Origin of the sequence: Mycobacterium hippophais (genome assembly GCF_027529605.1) — a bacterium.
GTDB classification, from domain to species: Bacteria; Actinomycetota; Actinomycetes; order Mycobacteriales; family Mycobacteriaceae; genus Mycobacterium; species Mycobacterium arseniciresistens.
In genome coordinates this window covers 46,465-63,588 of the sequence record NZ_JAPZPY010000003.1, presented here as the reverse complement: position 1 = coordinate 63,588, position 17,124 = coordinate 46,465, and the positions used below count along the sequence as shown (strand labels likewise).

The following is a 17,124-nucleotide window of genomic DNA, read 5'->3' as shown; positions in this document are numbered from 1 at the left end:
GCCTCGACCGCCGTGGAACCATAAAGCGCTCAATCTTTTGATGTCAATCCCCCACGTGTGGTCCCCTTGTCCGCATGGCTCCCCGAGTCGCGCCGCGCCGGCCCGCGCACGGCAATCAGGCGCGCGCCGAGCGCACCCGGGCCACGGCGATCGCCGAGACGGTGCGGTGTGTCCTCGACGAGGGGATCGGCGCGGCCAGCGCCAAACACATCGCCGAGCGGGCAGGCATGACATGGGGAGTCATCCAGTACCACTTCGGCGATCGGGACGGCCTGCTCATGGCGGTCGTCGACGAGGGCTTCGCCGAACTGCTTGCGGCACTGCGGCAGTTGCCGCCCGCCGACGCCACGACCGACACCCGCGAGCGGGTGGAACAGGTGGTGAGCGCGGCCTGGGCGGCGATGTCGAGTCCGACGTCGCGGGCCGCGATCGAGATCCTGGTGGGCACCCGCGCCACGAGAGGCGCGGCCGCCGGCGAACACCTCGGCCAGCTCGCCAGGACCTTCGCCGGACTCGGCATCGGTGTTGGAGCGGATCTCGACGCCGCCCGCACCGCCGCGCTGAGCCACCTCCTGCTCTCGACCCTGCGTGGCCTGGTCACCACTCAGCTGATCATGGCTCGGCCGGTCGACACGGCGCGTGACCGGCAGATGCTCGTCGAGGTGATCTGCGCATACCTCGATCGGCGTCCATGACCGTCGGCGGCTCCGGCTTGCGGGTCAGCCACCACTGCAGCGCCACCATGGGCACGGTCCAGCCCAGCCACGCGCCGAGGCCGGCCACCAGCCACAGGTACCGCTCGTCGTCTCCTGCGAACACGCCGTCCCGCAACGGCTCCAGCGCGATGAACAGGATGGGCGTCCAAATCCGGTTGGTGATGGTCGACAGGGCCAGCACACCGCTGCGCAGCATGTGCCGACGGTGTGCGGCGAAGTGTCTTTGCCGTCCGGCCCGCCAGCCGGCGATCGTCAGCCACAGCCACAGGGTGGCCAGCACCACGTTGCTCGCCGCGAGTACCGGACCGAAGGGCGTCATCGCGCCGATCACCAACGCGGACAGGGCCGCCGGAATCGCGGCGCAGACGTAGACCCGGCCGACGCGGCGGTGCAGTCCGGGATGGCGTCGCCGCAGCCAGGGCGACATCTGGGCGACCGCGCACACCATCGCCACCGCGCCGAGCATCACGTGGCAGACCAGCACCGGGTAGTGCAGCGCGAAGGTCGCGGGCACCCGGGTGCCGCCGCTGAAGTAGGGCGGCAGCGAGAACGCGAGGAAGGCGGCCACGACGACGACGAGGAGGACGGCGGGCACAAGCCGTCGCCGTGTCGCGGGCAGCCTGAATGCGTATGACATACGCATTAGCGTAGGCCATACGCACAGGCTGTGCGCAAGCTCTATCGTGGAGAAGATGACCGGCGACGACGACCACCAGACGGCACTGCCCCGCCCCTTCACGGTGCTCTGGCAGGACGAGGCACGCGGCGGCGTGCCGCCCCGGACCCGCGGCCTGCACCGGGAGCGGATCGTCTCCGCCGCCGTCGAGATCGCCGACGCCGACGGTCTGGCGGCGGTGTCCATGGCCCGGCTGGCCGAACGCCTGGGCTGCGGCACCATGTCGCTGTACCGTCACGTCGCGAACAAGGACGAGCTGGTCGCCTTCATGCTGGCGATGGCTCCGGGCGCCCCGTCACCCCCGCGGCCGCAGGCGAATTGGCGTGACGCCGTCACGGACTGGGTGCACGGGCTGTGGGCCGTCTACCACCGGCACCCGTGGGTGCTTCAGGCGTCGGCGGCGGGCCCACCCGCCGATCCCGGCCAGGTCGCCTGGCTCGAGGCGGGCCTGGCCACCGTCTCGGGCACCGGGCTGGCCGAGACCGAGAAGCTGTCCGCGGTGCTGGCCCTCCTGCACTTCGTCCGGGGATCGGCGGCGCTGCACATCGAGGCCGCGGGCGGACAGCTAACGGATTACCCCGCGATGCTGCGCCCGGTGCTCGACCCGCAACGCTTCCCGGCGCTGACGGCCGCACTGGCGGCCGGGGCGTTCGACGGCGACGACGACGCCCTCGCCGGTTTCGACACGGGCCTGCGGTGGCTGCTCGACGGCATCGACGCGCGGGTGGACGACACCGCGCGGTGACCGCCGGGACGCAGGTGTGCGGGCCTAGGCTTCCGGCACCGCTTCGTTGACCCGATACAACCGCCAATCGGGTTGGCTGTCACCGTCGTTGGGGATCGAGAGTTCCAGCGTCGCCACGTCGGCGCCGGTGTCGTACAGCGTCGGATAGCGCAGGTTCAGCGCGTCGGCGGCGCCGCGGCCCTCCGGCGGCACCGCCAGCAGATACCGGACGCCGTTCTCGGCGGGCGCGTTCAGCAGCGCGGTGAAGTCCGGATCCGACGGCACCACGAACGTCTTCGGCCGGTCCGACGCCGCCAGGACGGCGAACCCGTAGACGGTGTCGGTGATCACCGAGCTCTCCGGAAGACCGAGATCGTCGAGATAGTGCGCGATCTCGCGTTCGGTGGAGAATGAGGCGGCGATGCGGTGCTCGATCTTCTTGCGGTCGCTGACGCTGTCGGGGTCCGGCGCCAGCACGGCGCCCAGCGCGTACTCCTGCGGTGCGTACTTCGGCAAACTCATCCCCCACGCCGTCACCGGGAGCCCGAGCGCGAAGACCAGAGCCACCGCCGCGTAGACCGGCCACGGCCGGCGAGGGCCCGGTTCGACGGCGGGCGGTGCATACCTGCCACGCCGTTTGGCAGGCAGCAGCGCGCCGTCGGGCACCGCGAGCATCGCCAGGCAGGCGGTCAGCGGCACTGCGATGACGTAGAACCGCAGGAACGGGAATGTCGACCCGGCGGCGTAGCCCAGCGTCTGGAACGCCAGCGCGGCGCCGTACACGGCCAGCGGCGGCAGCAGCACCTGCCAGTTCGGCCCGCGCGCCCGGCGAACCGCGGCCCACAGGGTGACCGGCAATAGTGCGGGGGCGACCAGCAGGATGCACACGCCGGCGAACACCAGCCCCGATCCGACGGTCGGCATCGTCTGCCCCGACTGCTGCAGGATCGCGGTGTTGCCGTACTGGGAAGTGAACTGTGCGAACGCTTCTCCGGTGATCAGCCAACTGATCACCGCCCAGCCGAGGAACGCCGCGGTGCCGGGTCCGCTGACCATCAGCAGGTCGAGCAGTGCCCGGCGGAACCGCGGCGCGGGGGTGGCACGCAGGTAGGTGGTGACACCCACGAGGAGTCCGGCCGCCGCGATGCATGCCACCGCGTCGTAGCGGGTGAGGTACGCCAGCCCCATCGCGATCCCGCCCGCGGTGACGAGGTGGTGCACGTCGTCGTCGACCATCCACAGGATCAGGCGACGCACCGCCCACGACATGAAGAAGACGAACGGCGCCTCGCTCATCCCGTTCGAGCCGTAGAACACGATCATCGGGTTCAGCGCGAACACGGCGGCGATCGTCAGCGCATAGCCGCGCGGCAGTCCGCGGTCGGTGCCCATCGACAGGATCTGCACCGCGGCGCCGGCCATGAAGATCGCCGACATGATGCTGCCGGAGAACGCCCGCTCAGTCATCTCCGGCCACAGCGGGCTCATCAGAACGAAAGGAATCTGCACCATCGCCGTCAACGGCGTGAAGATGAAGCCGATCGCCGCGAGGTGCGGGTCGCGGCTGAACAGCACCGACTGGGCCGCCGAGACCCGCGACAGCGCGTCGCCGAGGATGAACCCGTTGTGCACCTGCAGCCAGTATCCGACGCCGAGGTAGACCAGCAGGGTGACCGCGAACAGTGCGGCCTTGAGCCGGCGATCGGTCACGACGGCCCGGCCTGCTGCGCCTCGATGTCGTCAGGCCGTGCGGACAGGCCGTGAAATGTCTTCTCCCAGTATGACGGGTTGCGGATCAGCTGGTAGCACCCCTTGGCCGCGGCCACGCTCATCATCACCCAGAAAGCGGGCACGGTCAGCGCCGCCACCAGCAGGTCGGAGCGGTCGTCCTCGCGCAGCGCGATCAGATTCATGTAGAGCGTGGCGGCGTTGCCCAGGATCAGCGCGATGAGCGCCGGGAAGTAGATGTACATCGGGAAGATGTCCTCGACCACCGCGGGCTGGCCGAGGAACCAGACCAGGGTGATCAACCAGAACGCCAGGTTGAGCACCGCGATGATCGGTGTGCCCGCGAGCACCAGGTTGAAGCGGACGAAGCTGCGGAAGCCGATGGTGCGATACAGCCGCACCGGTCTGCGGATCTGCACCAGCCAGGTCTGCAGATAACCCTTGTACCAACGAGATCGCTGCCTGATCCAGTTGATCGGATCGCTGTTGGCCTCCTCGAGCGTGCGGGAGTCGATCACCGCGGTGTGATAGCCGTTGGACGCGATGCGCAGTCCGAGATCGGCGTCCTCGGTGACGTTGAAGGGATCCCACGCGCCGATCCGTTCGAGCACGTCACGGCGGAGGTGATTCGACGTGCCGCCGAGCGGGATCGGTGACGTCGAACCCATCATCCCGGGCAGCAGGTAGCCGAACCACAACGCGTACTCGGCGGTGAACCATGCGGTGAGCAGATTCTGGTGGCCGTTGTGATAGACGAGTTTGGCCTGCACGCAGGCAATGTCGTCGGGCAGCCGGCCGAATGCGGTCACCACCCGGCGCAGCTGCAGCGGCTCCGGCAGGTCCTCGGCGTCGAAGATCGTGACGATCTCACCGGTCGCGAAGTACAGACCGTAGTTGCACGCCTTCGGTTTCGTGCGCGGGTCCGCGGGTGGCACCAGCACGATCGTGATGGCATCGGACTCAGCGCAGGCGCGGGCCGCCGCGATGGTGACGTCGTCGTCGGCCTCCAGCAGCAGCAGCACCTGCAACTTGTCGGACGGGTACTCCAGCGCCGCCATCGCGCCGATCAGGTCGCCCACCACTTCGGGCTCGTTGTAGGCGGGCACCAGGATCGTGTACGGCGGGAGGTCGGCGTCCGGGGTGGCGCGGGCCTCCTCGTCGGTGATGACGATCGCCCGTGACGCCAGGCCCTGACGGAAGATGAGCAACCGGTCGGCCATCGTGAGCAGGTAGCCCAGCGTGCACAGCCCGATCAGGGCCACCGCCGTCGGCATCGGTTTCCAGATCGCGCACACCACGAGGAGCGCCAGCAGCGACCAGACCACCGCCTTCTGCCACCCGACGACCGCGATCGAGGCAGACCGCAGCGGATCGTCCTCGCGCAGACCGTTGATCGCCCGGTGCAGCGCGTACTGCTGCTCCTCCTCGGTGGCGTCCTCGGGTGACGGACGGTCGGCGAACGTGGTCATGGCTGTGCTCCCGTGTCCGTGAACTGCGCGCCGACCAGTGCCCGCCCGAACACGGTGAGCAGTTCGCCGTCCTTGAACGTCGGCGTGCGCTGGTCGAGCACCGCGTTGCCGCGGAACAGCAGGGTCAACAGGGTCCGCAGGGTCGGGAACAAGTTGCCCGACGGCACCGGGAACGGAGCGTCCGGTTCGTGGTTGTCGACGGCGAAGATCGTCACCCGCTGCGCGATGTCGTCGCTGCCCCAGGCGAACTGCAGGGAGTTCCACGTCACCAGCAGGTCGTCGTCGACGACGGAGAGCAACTGGCCGGTGACGCCCATCCCCAGGTCGACAGGACGCAGTGTGCTCAGCCGGGCCGCGGTCAACCCGTACAGGACCCGTCCCGGGTACACCCCGAATGCGAACGGCCGCTCGCTGACGATGCTGTCCACCACGAGCGTGCGCGGTCGGGACAACTTGTCCCACCGCACATTTCCCACATCGGCGGTCATGGTCTGACGCACCAGCACCGCGTCGTCACCGTACAGCCGCTGCACCTGCTCGTAGGTCTGGACGGCGGTGGTCGACCACCCCGTCGGCGCCGCCAGCGGCCGGCCCGGCTCCAGGAAGCCGGGAGTGGACCTGCTGATCGGGGCGGTGGTGGTCACGGCGGGCAGCGGGAAGAACGACAGCACCAGCGCGACGACGATCACCAGTGGCACACCGGACCACACCTGCTTGGCGGCCAGCGGTTCGACGGAGCGTTCCAGGATCCGTTTGGGGGCGCCGCGGCGGGACCGCAGGTACATCACCGTGCCGACCACACAGATCGCCGTCAGCGCAGGCACCTGCTGGTAGACCTGGATGGGCGCGTTCGGGAAGAAGACGCCGACCACGAGCAGCACACCGAACCCGACGATCCATGCCGCGGCCGACCCGATCGCGCCGCGCCGTTGGGTGCGTCCGGTGGCGATGCCGGTGCCGAGGCCCGCGATCAGCAGCGTCACCGCGCCCGCCGCGAACTTCCCCCCGCCGAACAGGATCACCGCGAGGTAGTAGGGCAGCGAGAATGCGAGCAGCAACATGAACCACACCCAGGCGAACCGGATCACCGGGCGCAGTCCGAACAGCACGATGCAGCAGCTGACGATGAACAACCACATCGCCACGAAGTCCAGCCGCAGCAGGTGGAAGAACAGTGCATACCGCTGCAGCAGCACCCCCTGCAGCAGCAGTGCGAGCACCAGTCCCATCGTCCCGACGATGATGTCGGTCTGCCGGTCGTGGATGGGCAGTTCGGTGCGGTTGCGGCGGGCCACTCCGATCGCCACCAGGATCGCCGCCGCGGGCACGGTCCACACGTAGGCGCCGATGCCGCCGGCCCGGCTGGTCTCCGCGAGGCTCGCCAGGCTGTCCCAGAACGCCACAACGGTGAGCGCCGCGATGAACGTCCACCTGATGATCAGCCGGTAGACCGGGTGGATGTTCTCGTACCTGGCGAGCAGCGCCGCCGGCCCGCGCGGGCCGGATTCGGTCTCGACAGGTGCCGTCGCGGTCATGGTTGTCGGCGGGACCGCTTGCGCAGCAGCCAGATCAGCCCGACCCCGAGCACGGCTACCGCGACGACCGCGGCGCCGATCACCCAGCGTGAGCCCGGCCCGCCCTCGTCGGCCGGTGCGGCCGCGACGTCTTGTGCGCCGTCGCCGGCCGCCACCGTCACCGGTGGCTCCCCGGGCACCGCGATCAGCGCGCTGCCGGTCAGCCGCGACCAGCGGTCCACGTCGGCCGACAGCCAGTCCAGCAGCCGGTCGAGCTCGCCGGGCGCGTTGTCCGACGTCGCCACCAGCACGGTGCGGTTGCCGGCGTAGGTGGTCTGCAGTGAACCGTAGGCCGGTGCCGGGGTCATGGTCAGGGTGCCGGATTCCCCGGCGCCGCCGGGATTTTGGATGTTCAGCTCGCCGTCGGCATCGGCTGCGACCGGCAGTGCGATCCGGTCGTCGGTCCATCCGCCTGCGTCGATCAGCACCGCGGGATTCGGCGAGGCGGCGGCCTCGGCCACCGAGGACACCGCGGTGTCGACCGGCAAGCCGCTCAGCCGCTGCAAGCCGACGAGGATCGCGACCGCGCGCCGGGTGTCGGCGAAGTCCTCACCGATGCCGACCTCGACGCGCGGCATCAGCGCCTGCGGCAGCGCCTGGAAACCGCCGGGCAGCGGTGGCGCGGCGCGCTCACTGCGGATCTCGCTGTCGCCGTCGATGGTCAGCGTGATCGGCTGGAACTCGCCGCAGCGGCCCACGTTCCCGCTGATGTCCAGCGCCACACCCAGGTTCGTGTAGCGCTCGAGAAGCTGGTCGGGCACGTCGATCCACCGGTCGATGCGGCCCGTGCTGTCGGCGGGCCAGCTGTCCAGCGTCTCCGCACCGATCGCGACGACGAGCTGGCCGCCGATCTGCGACGGCAGTGGGGTGTAGGACCCCTGCAGGTGGACGCGCACGTTGCGTGCGGAGCGGCCGAGCCTGGTCTGGTCGAGGCCGAGCGACACCTGCGGCGACAGTCCGGTGGCGTTGACGCCCGGCTGCCCGAGGCGGCGCAGCGTCGTGCTGTCCGACGCCAGTACGGGGCTCGACTGCACCGGTCCGACAACGGCTTTGGAGCTCAGCGCCAGCCGGTTGACGTCGCTGGACAGCAGCCGGGCCTGGTTGGTCAGCTCCCCGGCCTGTCCGCTGATCAGCAGCGACGGCACGCCGACGGTGCCGAGCAGCGAAACCCCCGCGTCGGCGCCCTCGCGGATGACGACCTGGCGCTGCAGCGGCTGCGACGGCCCCGGCGGCGCATCCTGGCCGTCGGCCAGCGCGGTGACCGACACCTCGGTGTCCTGCTTCCCGTACCGGGCGACCACTGCGGTCGCGATGCGGATGGCGGCGTCGGACTCGACACGCGACGGCGTCTCCGGAATGAACAGGTCGAGGCGGCGCAGGATCGGCGGCAGGAAGTCGGCCACCGTGCGCGGCGGCGCCTCGGTGCCCTCGTACCGGACGGCCGCATCGACCAGGCGCAGCGGATTGGACGGGTCGAGGCAGTAGTCGCCGGTGGGGGTCAGGTAGCTGCGCAGGGTGACCGTCACCGCGTTGTCGACGACGGCGGCGCCGGCGAGCGGGATCGAGATCGGCGCCCGGTCGACCATCGGCAGCCCGACCCGTGACAGCGTCCGGTTCTCCTGGGTGGCCGTGAGCGTTCCGGCGGCGACGTTGACCGGGATCTCCACCGTCACGTCCATCGACGCGGGCACCAGGCCGGGCGGCACCGGGATGGTGAGCGACGAGATGCCCTGGGTGCCGTAGAACGCGACCACCGGATCGGCGCCGACGTCGGCAAGGCGCAGGGTCGGCGCAGTGGCGACCTGGCCCCCGTCTCCCGGCGCTGCCGTCGCTGGAAATGCGAAGGCCGTCGGCATGGTTAACAAGACAAGACTTGCGCCGACGGCCATCTTCGCCCGAAATGCAGGCCAGATACCAACCCTCACAAGGCCGATCGTAGACAATCGGAGCGTCCGGCAAACCCGTAATCGTTGATTCCGTGAAAGACCCCGGTAGCCAATGGCACTCGCGCGTCGAGCATGGAAAAGCCCCGCACGCTGGGCGTGCGGGGCTTTTTCGCCGTTGTACTTGCCGGTCGGCCTACTTGGCCTTCTCGAGCACGTCGACGAGACGCCACCGCTTGGTGGCCGACAGCGGACGGGTCTCCATCAGGGAGACGCGGTCGCCGACGCCGGCATCGCCGTTCTCGTCATGCGCCTTGACCTTGGTGGTGGTCCGGATGATCTTGCCGTAGAGCGGGTGACTCTTACGCGATTCCAGCTCGACCACGATGGTCTTCTGCATCTTGTCGCTCACCACGTAGCCGATGGCCGTCTTGCGACGTCCGCGCGGCTTCTCGGTGCGCGGGGTGCGCGCCGCACCCTTTTCGGTGGCGTCAGATTTTGCGTCTGCCATTACGATTCCTCACCTGCGGGCCCGGAAGCCAAGCCCAGTTCACGTTCGCGCAGCACGGTGTACACGCGCGCGATCTCCTGCCGCACGACACGAAGCCGGCGGTTGTTGGCGAGCTGGCCGGTGGCCATCTGGAAGCGCAGATTGAACAGCTCTTCCTTGGATTCACGCAGCCGGTCGGTCAGCTCGTCATCGGTCAGTTCACGCAGTTCACCAGTGGAAACTCCAACGGCCATCAGAAGTTCTCCTCTCTGGTCACGATGCGCGCCTTGATCGGCAACTTGTGGATCGCGCGGGTCAGCGCGTCGCGCGCGATCTTCTCGTCCGGGTAGCTCAGCTCGAACAGCACGCGGCCCGGCTTGACGTTGGCGATCCACCACTCCGGCGAACCCTTACCGGAACCCATGCGGGTCTCGGCGGGCTTCTTGGTCAGCGGGCGGTCGGGGAAGATGTTGATCCACACCTTGCCGCCACGCTTGATGTGCCGGTTGATGGCGATACGGGCGGACTCGATCTGCCGGTTGGTGATGTAGGCGTGCTCGAGTGCCTGGATGCCGTAGTCGCCGAAGCTCACCGTGGTGCCGCCACTGGCGACGCCACGCTGGCGCGGGTGGTGCTGCTTGCGGTGCTTGACCTTGCGCGGGATAAGCATGTCAGCTCTCCGTATTCTGGGTCGTCTCGGCGGCGGCGCCGGCAGCGGCCTCGGTGCCCACTGTAGCCTCGGCCGCAGCCGGAGCCTCTTCGGTGCCCGTCGCCGCACGACCCGCGTCGGTGCTCGTGGCGGTGGTGCCCGACGCACCGCTGCGGCGCGGACGGGTGCCCGACGGACGCTCGCGGCGCGGCCGGTCTGCGGCCGGTGCGGCGGCGGCCAGCTCACGCTTGCCACCGACGATGTCGCCCTTGTAGATCCACACCTTCACGCCGATCCGGCCGAAGGTGGTCTTGGCCTCGTAGAGGCCGTAGTCGATGTCGGCGCGCAGCGTGTGCAGCGGCACCCGGCCCTCGCGGTAGAACTCCGAGCGGCTCATCTCCGCACCGCCGAGGCGGCCGGAGCACTGCACGCGGATGCCCTTGACGTTGGGCTGACGCATGGCCGACTGGATGGCCTTGCGCATCGCCCGGCGGAACGCCACGCGGTTGGACAGCTGCTCGGCGACACCCTGTGCCACCAGCTGAGCCACCGACTCCGGGTTCTTGACCTCGAGGATGTTGAGCTGGACCTGCTTCTTGGTCAGCTTCTCCAGGTCGGTGCGGATGCGGTCGGCCTCCGTGCCGCGACGCCCGATCACGATGCCGGGACGCGCGGTGTGGATGTCGACGCGGACCCGGTCGCGGGTGCGTTCGATCTCCACGTCGGCGATGCCGGCACGCTCGAGGCCAGTGGCAAGAAGTCGCCGGATCGCGACGTCTTCCTTCACGTAGTCCTTGTACTGCTTGTCGGCATACCACCGGGACTTCCAGTCGGTGGTGATACCGAGCCGGAAGCCGTGGGGATTGATCTTCTGGCCCACTACTCTGAGCCCTCCTTCGCTTCGTCAGAAGCTTCTGTCTTCTTCGCGGCAGCCTTCTTGGCCGGCGCCTTCTCAGCAGTCGCCTTGGCGGGAACCGTCTTGGCGGCGGCGGCCTTGCTGCCCTGCGCGCGTCGCGAGCGGGTGCTCGCCGACGCCTCGCCTGCGGCCTTGCCACGGCCGCTGTCGCGACGCGGCCGGCTCTCGACGATCACCGTGATGTGGCTGGTGCGCTTGCGGATCCGGAACGCACGCCCCTGGGCGCGCGGACGGATGCGCTTGGCGGTCGGGCCCTCGTCGGCGTGGATCGTCGCAACCACGAGCGTGGACGGGTCGAGGCCGTCGTTGTTCTGCGCGTTGGCCGCCGCACTGGCGATCACCTTGGCGACCGGCTCGCTGGCGTCCTGCGGTGCCCACCGCAGGATGTCGAGCGCCTCGGCGACGGACTTGCCGCGCACCAGGTCGATGACCCGGCGCGCCTTGCTCGCCGAGACGCGCACAAAGCGCGCCTTCGCGACGGCGGACGGATATTCAATCGTCGTAGTCATTACCGGCGCTTCGCCTTCCGGTCATCCTTGATGTGACCCTTGAACGTGCGGGTGGGGGCGAACTCGCCCAGCTTGTGCCCGACCATCGACTCGGTGACGAACACCGGGACATGCTTGCGGCCGTCGTGCACCGCGAACGTGTGGCCGATGAAGTCCGGGATGATGGTGGACCGGCGCGACCAGGTCTTGATGACCTGCTTGGTGTTCTTGTCGTTCTGGACGTCGACCTTCTTCAAAAGATGGTCGTCGACGAACGGGCCCTTCTTCAGGCTGCGTGGCATCGTTGGATCCTTCCCGGCCTAGCGCTTGTTCTTGCCGGTGCGCCGGCGTCGGACGATGAGCTTGTCGCTCGGCTTGTTCTTGCGGGTGCGGCCTTCCGGCTTGCCCCACGGGCTCACCGGGTGCCGACCACCGGAGGTCTTGCCCTCGCCACCACCGTGCGGGTGGTCGACCGGGTTCATCACGACACCACGGACGGTCGGGCGCTTGCCCTTCCAGCGCATCCGGCCGGCCTTGCCCCAGTTGATGTTGGCCTGCTCGGCGTTGCCGACCTCGCCGACCGTTGCGCGGCAGCGCACGTCGACGCGGCGGATCTCACCGGACGGCATACGCAGGGTCGCGTAGGGACCCTCCTTGCCCAGCAGCTGGATGCTCACACCGGCCGAGCGGCCCAGCTTGGCGCCGCCGCCCGGACGCAGCTCGACGGCGTGGATCACGGTGCCGGACGGGATGTTGCGCAGCGGCAGGTTGTTGCCGGGCTTGATGTCGGCGTTGGCGCCGGCCTCGACGATCGCACCCTGCTTGAGTCCCTGCGGCGCGATGATGTAGCGCTTCTCGCCGTCCAGGTAGTGCAGCAGTGCGATGTTCGCGGTGCGGTTCGGGTCGTACTCGATGTGCGCGACCTTGGCGTCGACGCCGTCCTTGTCGTGGCGACGGAAGTCGATGAGGCGGTAGGCCCGCTTGTGGCCGCCACCCTTGTGCCGGGTGGTGATGCGGCCGTGGGCGTTACGACCACCCTTGCCGTGCAGCGGGCGGATCAGCGACTTCTCCGGAGTCGAGCGGGTGATCTCGGCGAAATCGGAGACGCTGGCACCGCGACGACCGGGGGTCGTCGGCTTGTACTTGCGAATAGCCATGTCTACAAAGCTCTCTCTAGTCTCTCAGTCCCTGCCCCGGCTAGGCCGGCGCTCCGAACAGATCGATCGGCTTGCTGCCCGCAGCCAGCGTGACGATGGCGCGCTTGGTGCTCTTGCGCTGGCCATAGCCCGCACGGGTGCGCTTGCGCTTGCCCTGACGATTGGCGGTGTTCACCGAGTCGACCTTGACCTTGAAGATCTTCTCGATCGCGATCTTGATCTGGGTCTTGTTCGAGTCCGGGTGCACCACGAACGTGTACACGTTGTCCTCGATCAGCCCGTAGCTCTTCTCGGAGATGACCGGGGCCAGGATGATGTCGCGGGGGTCAGTCACGGTCGCCATCAGGCCGACACCTCCTCGTCCTTGGCCGCCGCGCTGCGGGTGGCCGTTGTGATGTAGGTGTTCAGCGCCTCGACGCTGAAGATCACGTCGTCGGCCTTCAACACGTCGTAGGTGTTGAGCTGGTCCGGCGAGATCACGTGCACGCCAGGCAGGTTCCGCACGCTGAGCGTGCCGGTCACGTCGGTCCGACCGACGACCAGCAGCACCTGCGGGCGATCGGTCAGCGTAGCCAGGAACGTCTTGGCGCTCTTCGTCGACGGGGCCTGGCCCTCGACGAACTCGGTGACGGCGTGGATACGGCCGTTGCGGGCCCGGTCCGAGAGCGCCCCGCGCAGTGCGGCGGCGATCATCTTCTTCGGGGTGCGCTGGCTGTAGTCACGCGGCTGCGGGCCGTGCACGACGCCACCGCCGGTGAACTGCGGCGCGCGTGTCGAACCCTGGCGGGCACGACCGGTGCCCTTCTGCCGGTACGGCTTCTTGCCGCCGCCGCGCACCTCGCCGCGCGTCTTGGTGGAGTGCGTGCCCTGCCGCTTCGCGGCCAGCTGCGCGTTCACCACCTGATGCATCAGCGCGATGTTGGGCTCCACGTCGAACAGCTCGGCGGGCAGCTCCACGGAGCCGTCCTTCGAGCCGCCCGGGGTGAGGACGTCGATCGTCAGTGTCTGCGTCTTGTCGGCCATTACTTCTCGCCTCGCTTGATTGCGCTGCGGACCATCACGAGGCCACCGTTGCGGCCCGGGATGGCGCCCTTGATCAGCAGGACGCCGTTCTCGGCGTCGACTTTGTGCACCTTCAGGTTCTGGGTGGTGATGCGGTCGTGGCCCATCCGGCCCGACATGCGCGTGCCCTTGAACACCCGGCCGGGGGTGGCGCAGCCACCGATGGAACCGGGACGACGGTGCACCGCCTGGGCGCCGTGCGCTGCGCCCTGGCCCTTGAAGCCGTGCCGCTTCATGGTGCCTGCGAAGCCCTTGCCCTTGCTGGTGCCCGTCACGTCGACGAAGGCGCCGTCGGCGAAGATCTCCGCCGTCAGCTCCTGGCCGACCTCGTACTCGGCGGCAGCGGTCTCGTCGTCGAGCCGGAACTCGGCGATGTGACGGCGCGGGTTCACGCCCGCCGCGGCGTACTGGCCGGACACCGGCTTGTTCACCTTGCGGGGGCTGATCTCGCCGTAGGCGAGCTGCACCGCGCTGTAGCCGTCGCGCTCCGGAGTACGGATCATCGTCACGACGTTCGGGCCGGCCTTGACGACCGTCACCGGCACGACCTTGTTGTTCTCGTCGAACACCTGCGTCATGCCCAGCTTGGTGCCCAGAATGCTCTTTCTAGCCATTTCTCTTGGGTCTCCTACTGGATGTTGACGTCGACGCTGGCCGGCAGATCGATGCGCATGAGGGCGTCAACGGTCTTCGGCGTCGGGTCGAGGATGTCGATCAGCCGCTTGTGTGTACGCATCTCGAAGTGCTCCCGCGAGTCTTTGTACTTGTGCGGGGACCGGATGACGCAGTACACGTTCTTCTCGGTCGGCAGCGGCACTGGGCCCACCACGCTGGCACCGGTACGGGTGACCGTCTCCACGATCTTGCGCGCCGAGGCGTCGATCGCCTCGTGGTCGTAGGCCTTGAGCCTGATGCGGATCTTTTGTCCCGCCACGCTTTTCCTACCTCACTCCTGCTTGTGTTCCGACTGGGGGACCCAATCGGACCTGGTGTTGCTGCGCTCCGCCCGAAGGCGTCGCGCTGGCTGTTGCCGCCGCTGTGTATCTGTCTCTGGTTCACCGACCCCCGCGCTCGGGTGTGTCGCCCTCGCGCACACTCGCCCGCGCCGGAAAACCGCCACGATCGAGAGTTGGGACCGGATGCACCCCTTCGGGTGCCAGTCGCATGCCCGGCCAGGTGTGAACCCGGCTCAAGGCAACCCGAACAGTATGCCTCAAGAGCGGGCGTCATCCAAATTGCTGGCCGGCCGCCCGACAGCGCACCGGGCACGGGTCGTTTGCACGGGAAACGGCGTCGTCACCCAGCTGAACACCGCCGTCGGCGACCGGTCAACTTACTCGCGAGTAAGGTAGCGCGGATGAGTGAGACGACCAGCACATACCGGGCCTGGCAGCGACTGGCCGGCGTGCCTGCGGGCAGCCGCCTGTTCTCGGCCGCGGCGATCGCGCGGGTGCCGTACTTCGCCTCGATCGCGCCGCACGTGGTGCGCATGGAGCCGGGCCTGGCGGAGGTCGCGGTGCCGAAGTGGTTCTTCGTCCACAACCACCTGCACACGGTGCACGCGATCGCGTCGTGCAACGCCGCCGAGATGGCGATGGGCATGTTGATGGAGGCCACGGTGCCGACCACGCACCGGTGGATCCCCAAGGCGATGACGGTGCAGTACCTGCAGAAGGCGACGACGTCGCTGCGGGCGACGGCCCGGCTCGACCCGCCGGACTTCGCGTCCATCGCCGAGGGCGCCGATCTCGTGGTGCCCGTCACGGTCACCGACCGTGGCGGCGCGGAGGTGGTGCACGCCGAGATCACCACCTGGGTAACGCCGGCCTGATCCGCCCGCGGGCTACTCGAGCCCGGCCCAGAACGGGCAGCGGTGTTCGGCGTCGAAGGTGTCGACGATGCGGCTGCCGCCCGGCTGCAACGACATCCGCGCCGGGTCGGCGATGCCGTCGAGCGCGGGCCAGTCGGGCTGGCCCACCGCGTCCGGCTTCCCGGTGGTCACGAAGCGGCTCCAGTAGTCGATCATCTGGTCGGAGAGCCGGTGCTGGTCCTCCGACAGCGCAGGCGCGCCGCCCACGTCGAACAGGTAGCGCAGCTCGAGTGAGTGGCTGGCGCCCACCTTGAACGGCAGCGTCCGCAACGGCTCGGGCGCGGGCGCGTCGCGGTCGTTGAACTCGTAGGCGTACACCGGTCCGCTGCGGGTCAGGCCGTCGGCCATCCGGTCGGTGACGCAGGCGAACGCCCCGTCGGTGACGGCCGCCGAGTAGGCCAGTGCCGCGTCGGGATAGTCGGCGAGCGGATAGCGCGCGGCCACCGCCGCAGCGTCGTCACCGAACGTGTCGCGCAGCAGCGCAGGGTATTCGGTGTCGGGATAGCGCACGCCGCGCAGATACTGCAGCGCGACGAACAGGGTGAACTCGTCGCGGGTGGTGCCGATCAGCACGGGCACCTCGAGCGCCCGGCCGTCGGCCATGGTCCGCACCGGGTCGACCGGCAGAGTCCGTGTCCCGGTCACCGGACCGGTCAGGCGGTCCTCGCCGATGCCGGTGTACCAGACCGGCTCGCGGAGCTTGTCGACGGGCAGGTCGCGCAGACACTCGGCCGCCGTCCCTGGATCGGTGCAACCGGCACCGGCGGCGTAGTCCACGCTGGCGCGTTCGGCGGTTGGCAGGTCGGCCTGCACCTGGCACGGGGCGCTCATCACGACCGCCGCCCGGAACAGGTCCGCGGAGCCGGGCGCGACCAGGTGGTCACAGACCGACATCCCGCCGGCCGACTCGCCGGCCACAGTGACCCTGCCGGGATCGCCGCCGAACCGGCTGATGTTGTCGCGCACCCAGCGCAGCGCGGCCTGCTGGTCGGCGAGCCCGTAGTTGCCCACGTCGCCGGCCGGCCCCAGCGCCGGGTGGGCCAGGAAGCCCAGGGTGCCGAGCCGGTAGTTCACCGTCACCACGACGATGTCGCCCCGCGACGCCAGCCAGCTGCCGTTGTAGACACCGCCGCTGCCGTTGACGAACGCGCCGCCGTGTATCCACACCATCACCGGCTTGGGCTCGGCCGACACCGGCGGCGTCCACACGTTCAGCGTCAGGCAGTCCTCGTCGGTCTGCCTGCCGAATTCCAGGTCGGCAGTGGGGTCCTGGATGCAGCGGGGACCCGGGTGGGTGGCGTCGCGCACCTCGGCCCACGGCTGCGCCGGCGCCGGCGGGCGGAAGCGCAGCGGGCCGGTCGGCGGTGCCGCGTAAGGGATCCCCGAGAACTCCCGGTGACCGGCCGACACCTCGCCGCGGACCCGTCCGGTGACGGTCTCCACCTCGGCGGGCTCGCCCGCCGGGGCGGCACCGGCGGAGGCCGAGGGCGCAGCAGTGTCGTCCTGACGGCCGCAGCCCGCGAGCGTCAGCGCCGGCACCAGCAACAGGCAGGCGGCCCGCACCAGCGCCCGCCGCGACAGGCGTAGCGATGGGGGCACGGTTGCGGAGCCTACCGAGAAGCACGCGAAGACCCCCGCGCATCGACCCGTGCCGCATTCCTTCCCAGCGTGGCCCGCGTCACATAAGCTCGGTTATGGACACCCGTCAAGAAGTAGAGGAGC

The 17,124-nt window shown here is 69.2% G+C and carries 20 protein-coding genes; 3 read left to right on the top strand and 17 right to left on the bottom strand.

Going from position 1 to position 17,124, the window contains the following annotated elements:
• Window positions 1-74: 74 nt before the first annotated feature.
• The gene (locus O6P37_RS08840) at window positions 75-695 is read left to right on the top strand and encodes a TetR/AcrR family transcriptional regulator (protein WP_269893714.1); all 621 of its coding nucleotides are present in this window, start codon (window positions 75-77) and stop codon (window positions 693-695) included.
• Here the strand turns inward: O6P37_RS08840 and O6P37_RS08835 are convergent.
• Window positions 613-1,353 (bottom strand): DUF2306 domain-containing protein, encoded by a 741-nt coding sequence (locus O6P37_RS08835; protein WP_269893713.1) that lies wholly within the window; start codon window positions 1,351-1,353, stop codon window positions 613-615. The genes O6P37_RS08840 and O6P37_RS08835 overlap by 83 nt on opposite strands.
• 55 nt (window positions 1,354-1,408) lie before the next feature.
• On the opposite strand from O6P37_RS08835, the gene O6P37_RS08830 reads away from it, so the two are divergent.
• Window positions 1,409-2,137 (top strand): TetR/AcrR family transcriptional regulator, encoded by a 729-nt coding sequence (locus tag O6P37_RS08830; protein ID WP_269893712.1) that lies wholly within the window; start codon window positions 1,409-1,411, stop codon window positions 2,135-2,137.
• Between the two features lie 24 nt (window positions 2,138-2,161).
• On the opposite strand, the gene O6P37_RS08825 is transcribed toward O6P37_RS08830, so the two are convergent.
• From O6P37_RS08825 to rpsJ, 15 genes are all read right to left on the bottom strand, one after another.
• Entirely contained in the window at window positions 2,162-3,826 is a 1,665-nt protein-coding gene (locus tag O6P37_RS08825) for an ArnT family glycosyltransferase (protein ID WP_269893711.1), read from the bottom strand.
• Window positions 3,823-5,313 carry a glycosyltransferase gene (locus O6P37_RS08820; RefSeq protein WP_269893710.1) on the bottom strand — a complete coding sequence of 497 codons (1,491 nt, stop codon included), beginning with the start codon at window positions 5,311-5,313 and terminating at the stop codon, window positions 3,823-3,825. Before O6P37_RS08820 ends, O6P37_RS08825 begins: the two co-directional genes overlap by 4 nt.
• Window positions 5,310-6,848, bottom strand: a complete 1,539-nt coding sequence (locus O6P37_RS08815) for a hypothetical protein (RefSeq protein ID WP_269893709.1) — start codon at window positions 6,846-6,848, stop codon at window positions 5,310-5,312. Before O6P37_RS08815 ends, O6P37_RS08820 begins: the two co-directional genes overlap by 4 nt.
• Window positions 6,845-8,743, bottom strand: coding sequence for a hypothetical protein (locus O6P37_RS08810; protein ID WP_269893708.1), 1,899 nt, complete (start codon window positions 8,741-8,743; stop codon window positions 6,845-6,847). The genes O6P37_RS08815 and O6P37_RS08810 overlap by 4 nt, the downstream gene beginning before the upstream one ends.
• A 223-nt stretch (window positions 8,744-8,966) precedes the next feature.
• Window positions 8,967-9,281, bottom strand: a complete 315-nt coding sequence (gene rpsQ, locus O6P37_RS08805) for a 30S ribosomal protein S17 (RefSeq protein WP_264011068.1) — start codon at window positions 9,279-9,281, stop codon at window positions 8,967-8,969.
• Complete coding sequence (gene rpmC / locus O6P37_RS08800) at window positions 9,281-9,514, bottom strand: 50S ribosomal protein L29 (RefSeq protein ID WP_264011067.1); 234 nt, start codon at window positions 9,512-9,514, stop codon at window positions 9,281-9,283. Before rpmC ends, rpsQ begins: the two co-directional genes overlap by 1 nt.
• Complete coding sequence (rplP, locus tag O6P37_RS08795) at window positions 9,514-9,930, bottom strand: 50S ribosomal protein L16 (RefSeq protein WP_269893707.1); 417 nt, start codon at window positions 9,928-9,930, stop codon at window positions 9,514-9,516. Before rplP ends, rpmC begins: the two co-directional genes overlap by 1 nt.
• 1 nt (window position 9,931) lies before the next feature.
• Window positions 9,932-10,789, bottom strand: a complete 858-nt coding sequence (gene rpsC, locus O6P37_RS08790; RefSeq protein ID WP_269893706.1) for a 30S ribosomal protein S3 — start codon at window positions 10,787-10,789, stop codon at window positions 9,932-9,934.
• The gene (gene rplV, locus O6P37_RS08785; RefSeq protein WP_269893705.1) at window positions 10,789-11,334 is read right to left on the bottom strand and encodes a 50S ribosomal protein L22; all 546 of its coding nucleotides are present in this window, start codon (window positions 11,332-11,334) and stop codon (window positions 10,789-10,791) included. Before rplV ends, rpsC begins: the two co-directional genes overlap by 1 nt.
• Complete coding sequence (gene rpsS / locus O6P37_RS08780) at window positions 11,334-11,615, bottom strand: 30S ribosomal protein S19 (protein ID WP_260992268.1); 282 nt, start codon at window positions 11,613-11,615, stop codon at window positions 11,334-11,336. Before rpsS ends, rplV begins: the two co-directional genes overlap by 1 nt.
• A gap of 18 nt (window positions 11,616-11,633) precedes the next feature.
• On the bottom strand, window positions 11,634-12,470 hold the full coding sequence (gene rplB, locus O6P37_RS08775; protein WP_264011063.1) for a 50S ribosomal protein L2: 837 nt from the start codon (window positions 12,468-12,470) through the stop codon (window positions 11,634-11,636).
• Between the two features lie 40 nt (window positions 12,471-12,510).
• Window positions 12,511-12,813, bottom strand: a complete 303-nt coding sequence (gene rplW / locus O6P37_RS08770) for a 50S ribosomal protein L23 (RefSeq protein WP_264011062.1) — start codon at window positions 12,811-12,813, stop codon at window positions 12,511-12,513.
• On the bottom strand, window positions 12,813-13,493 hold the full coding sequence (rplD, locus tag O6P37_RS08765) for a 50S ribosomal protein L4 (RefSeq protein WP_269893704.1): 681 nt from the start codon (window positions 13,491-13,493) through the stop codon (window positions 12,813-12,815). Before rplD ends, rplW begins: the two co-directional genes overlap by 1 nt.
• Window positions 13,493-14,146: a 50S ribosomal protein L3 gene (gene rplC / locus O6P37_RS08760; RefSeq protein ID WP_264011060.1), complete on the bottom strand. Its 654-nt coding sequence runs from the start codon at window positions 14,144-14,146 to the stop codon at window positions 13,493-13,495. Before rplC ends, rplD begins: the two co-directional genes overlap by 1 nt.
• Before the next feature lie 14 nt (window positions 14,147-14,160).
• Complete coding sequence (rpsJ, locus tag O6P37_RS08755) at window positions 14,161-14,466, bottom strand: 30S ribosomal protein S10 (RefSeq protein WP_003883485.1); 306 nt, start codon at window positions 14,464-14,466, stop codon at window positions 14,161-14,163.
• A gap of 423 nt (window positions 14,467-14,889) precedes the next feature.
• Here rpsJ and O6P37_RS08750 point away from each other — a divergent pair, with 423 nt between their 5' ends.
• On the top strand, window positions 14,890-15,363 hold the full coding sequence (locus O6P37_RS08750) for a hotdog fold domain-containing protein (protein WP_269893703.1): 474 nt from the start codon (window positions 14,890-14,892) through the stop codon (window positions 15,361-15,363).
• A gap of 12 nt (window positions 15,364-15,375) precedes the next feature.
• Here the strand turns inward: O6P37_RS08750 and O6P37_RS08745 are convergent, their stop codons facing one another.
• Complete coding sequence (locus O6P37_RS08745) at window positions 15,376-17,001, bottom strand: carboxylesterase/lipase family protein (RefSeq protein ID WP_269893702.1); 1,626 nt, start codon at window positions 16,999-17,001, stop codon at window positions 15,376-15,378.
• Window positions 17,002-17,124: the final 123 nt, after the last annotated feature.

What these genes read in the sequence shown, in the direction of transcription:
- O6P37_RS08840 (WP_269893714.1), top strand. Translation starts at nt 75, where the DNA reads ATGGCTCCCCGAGTCGCGCCGCGCCGGCCCGCGCACGGCAATCAGGCG.
- O6P37_RS08835 (WP_269893713.1), bottom strand. Translation starts at nt 1,353, where the DNA reads ATGTCATACGCATTCAGGCTGCCCGCGACACGGCGACGGCTTGTGCCC.
- O6P37_RS08830 (WP_269893712.1), top strand. Translation starts at nt 1,409, where the DNA reads ATGACCGGCGACGACGACCACCAGACGGCACTGCCCCGCCCCTTCACG.
- O6P37_RS08820 (WP_269893710.1), bottom strand. Translation starts at nt 5,313, where the DNA reads ATGACCACGTTCGCCGACCGTCCGTCACCCGAGGACGCCACCGAGGAG.
- O6P37_RS08815 (WP_269893709.1), bottom strand. Translation starts at nt 6,848, where the DNA reads ATGACCGCGACGGCACCTGTCGAGACCGAATCCGGCCCGCGCGGGCCG.
- O6P37_RS08810 (WP_269893708.1), bottom strand. Translation starts at nt 8,743, where the DNA reads ATGCCGACGGCCTTCGCATTTCCAGCGACGGCAGCGCCGGGAGACGGG.
- rpsQ (WP_264011068.1), bottom strand. Translation starts at nt 9,281, where the DNA reads ATGGCAGACGCAAAATCTGACGCCACCGAAAAGGGTGCGGCGCGCACC.
- rpmC (WP_264011067.1), bottom strand. Translation starts at nt 9,514, where the DNA reads ATGGCCGTTGGAGTTTCCACTGGTGAACTGCGTGAACTGACCGATGAC.
- rplP (WP_269893707.1), bottom strand. Translation starts at nt 9,930, where the DNA reads ATGCTTATCCCGCGCAAGGTCAAGCACCGCAAGCAGCACCACCCGCGC.
- rplV (WP_269893705.1), bottom strand. Translation starts at nt 11,334, where the DNA reads ATGACTACGACGATTGAATATCCGTCCGCCGTCGCGAAGGCGCGCTTT.
- rpsS (WP_260992268.1), bottom strand. Translation starts at nt 11,615, where the DNA reads ATGCCACGCAGCCTGAAGAAGGGCCCGTTCGTCGACGACCATCTTTTG.
- rplB (WP_264011063.1), bottom strand. Translation starts at nt 12,470, where the DNA reads ATGGCTATTCGCAAGTACAAGCCGACGACCCCCGGTCGTCGCGGTGCC.
- rplW (WP_264011062.1), bottom strand. Translation starts at nt 12,813, where the DNA reads ATGGCGACCGTGACTGACCCCCGCGACATCATCCTGGCCCCGGTCATC.
- rplD (WP_269893704.1), bottom strand. Translation starts at nt 13,493, where the DNA reads ATGGCCGACAAGACGCAGACACTGACGATCGACGTCCTCACCCCGGGC.
- rplC (WP_264011060.1), bottom strand. Translation starts at nt 14,146, where the DNA reads ATGGCTAGAAAGAGCATTCTGGGCACCAAGCTGGGCATGACGCAGGTG.
- O6P37_RS08750 (WP_269893703.1), top strand. Translation starts at nt 14,890, where the DNA reads ATGAGTGAGACGACCAGCACATACCGGGCCTGGCAGCGACTGGCCGGC.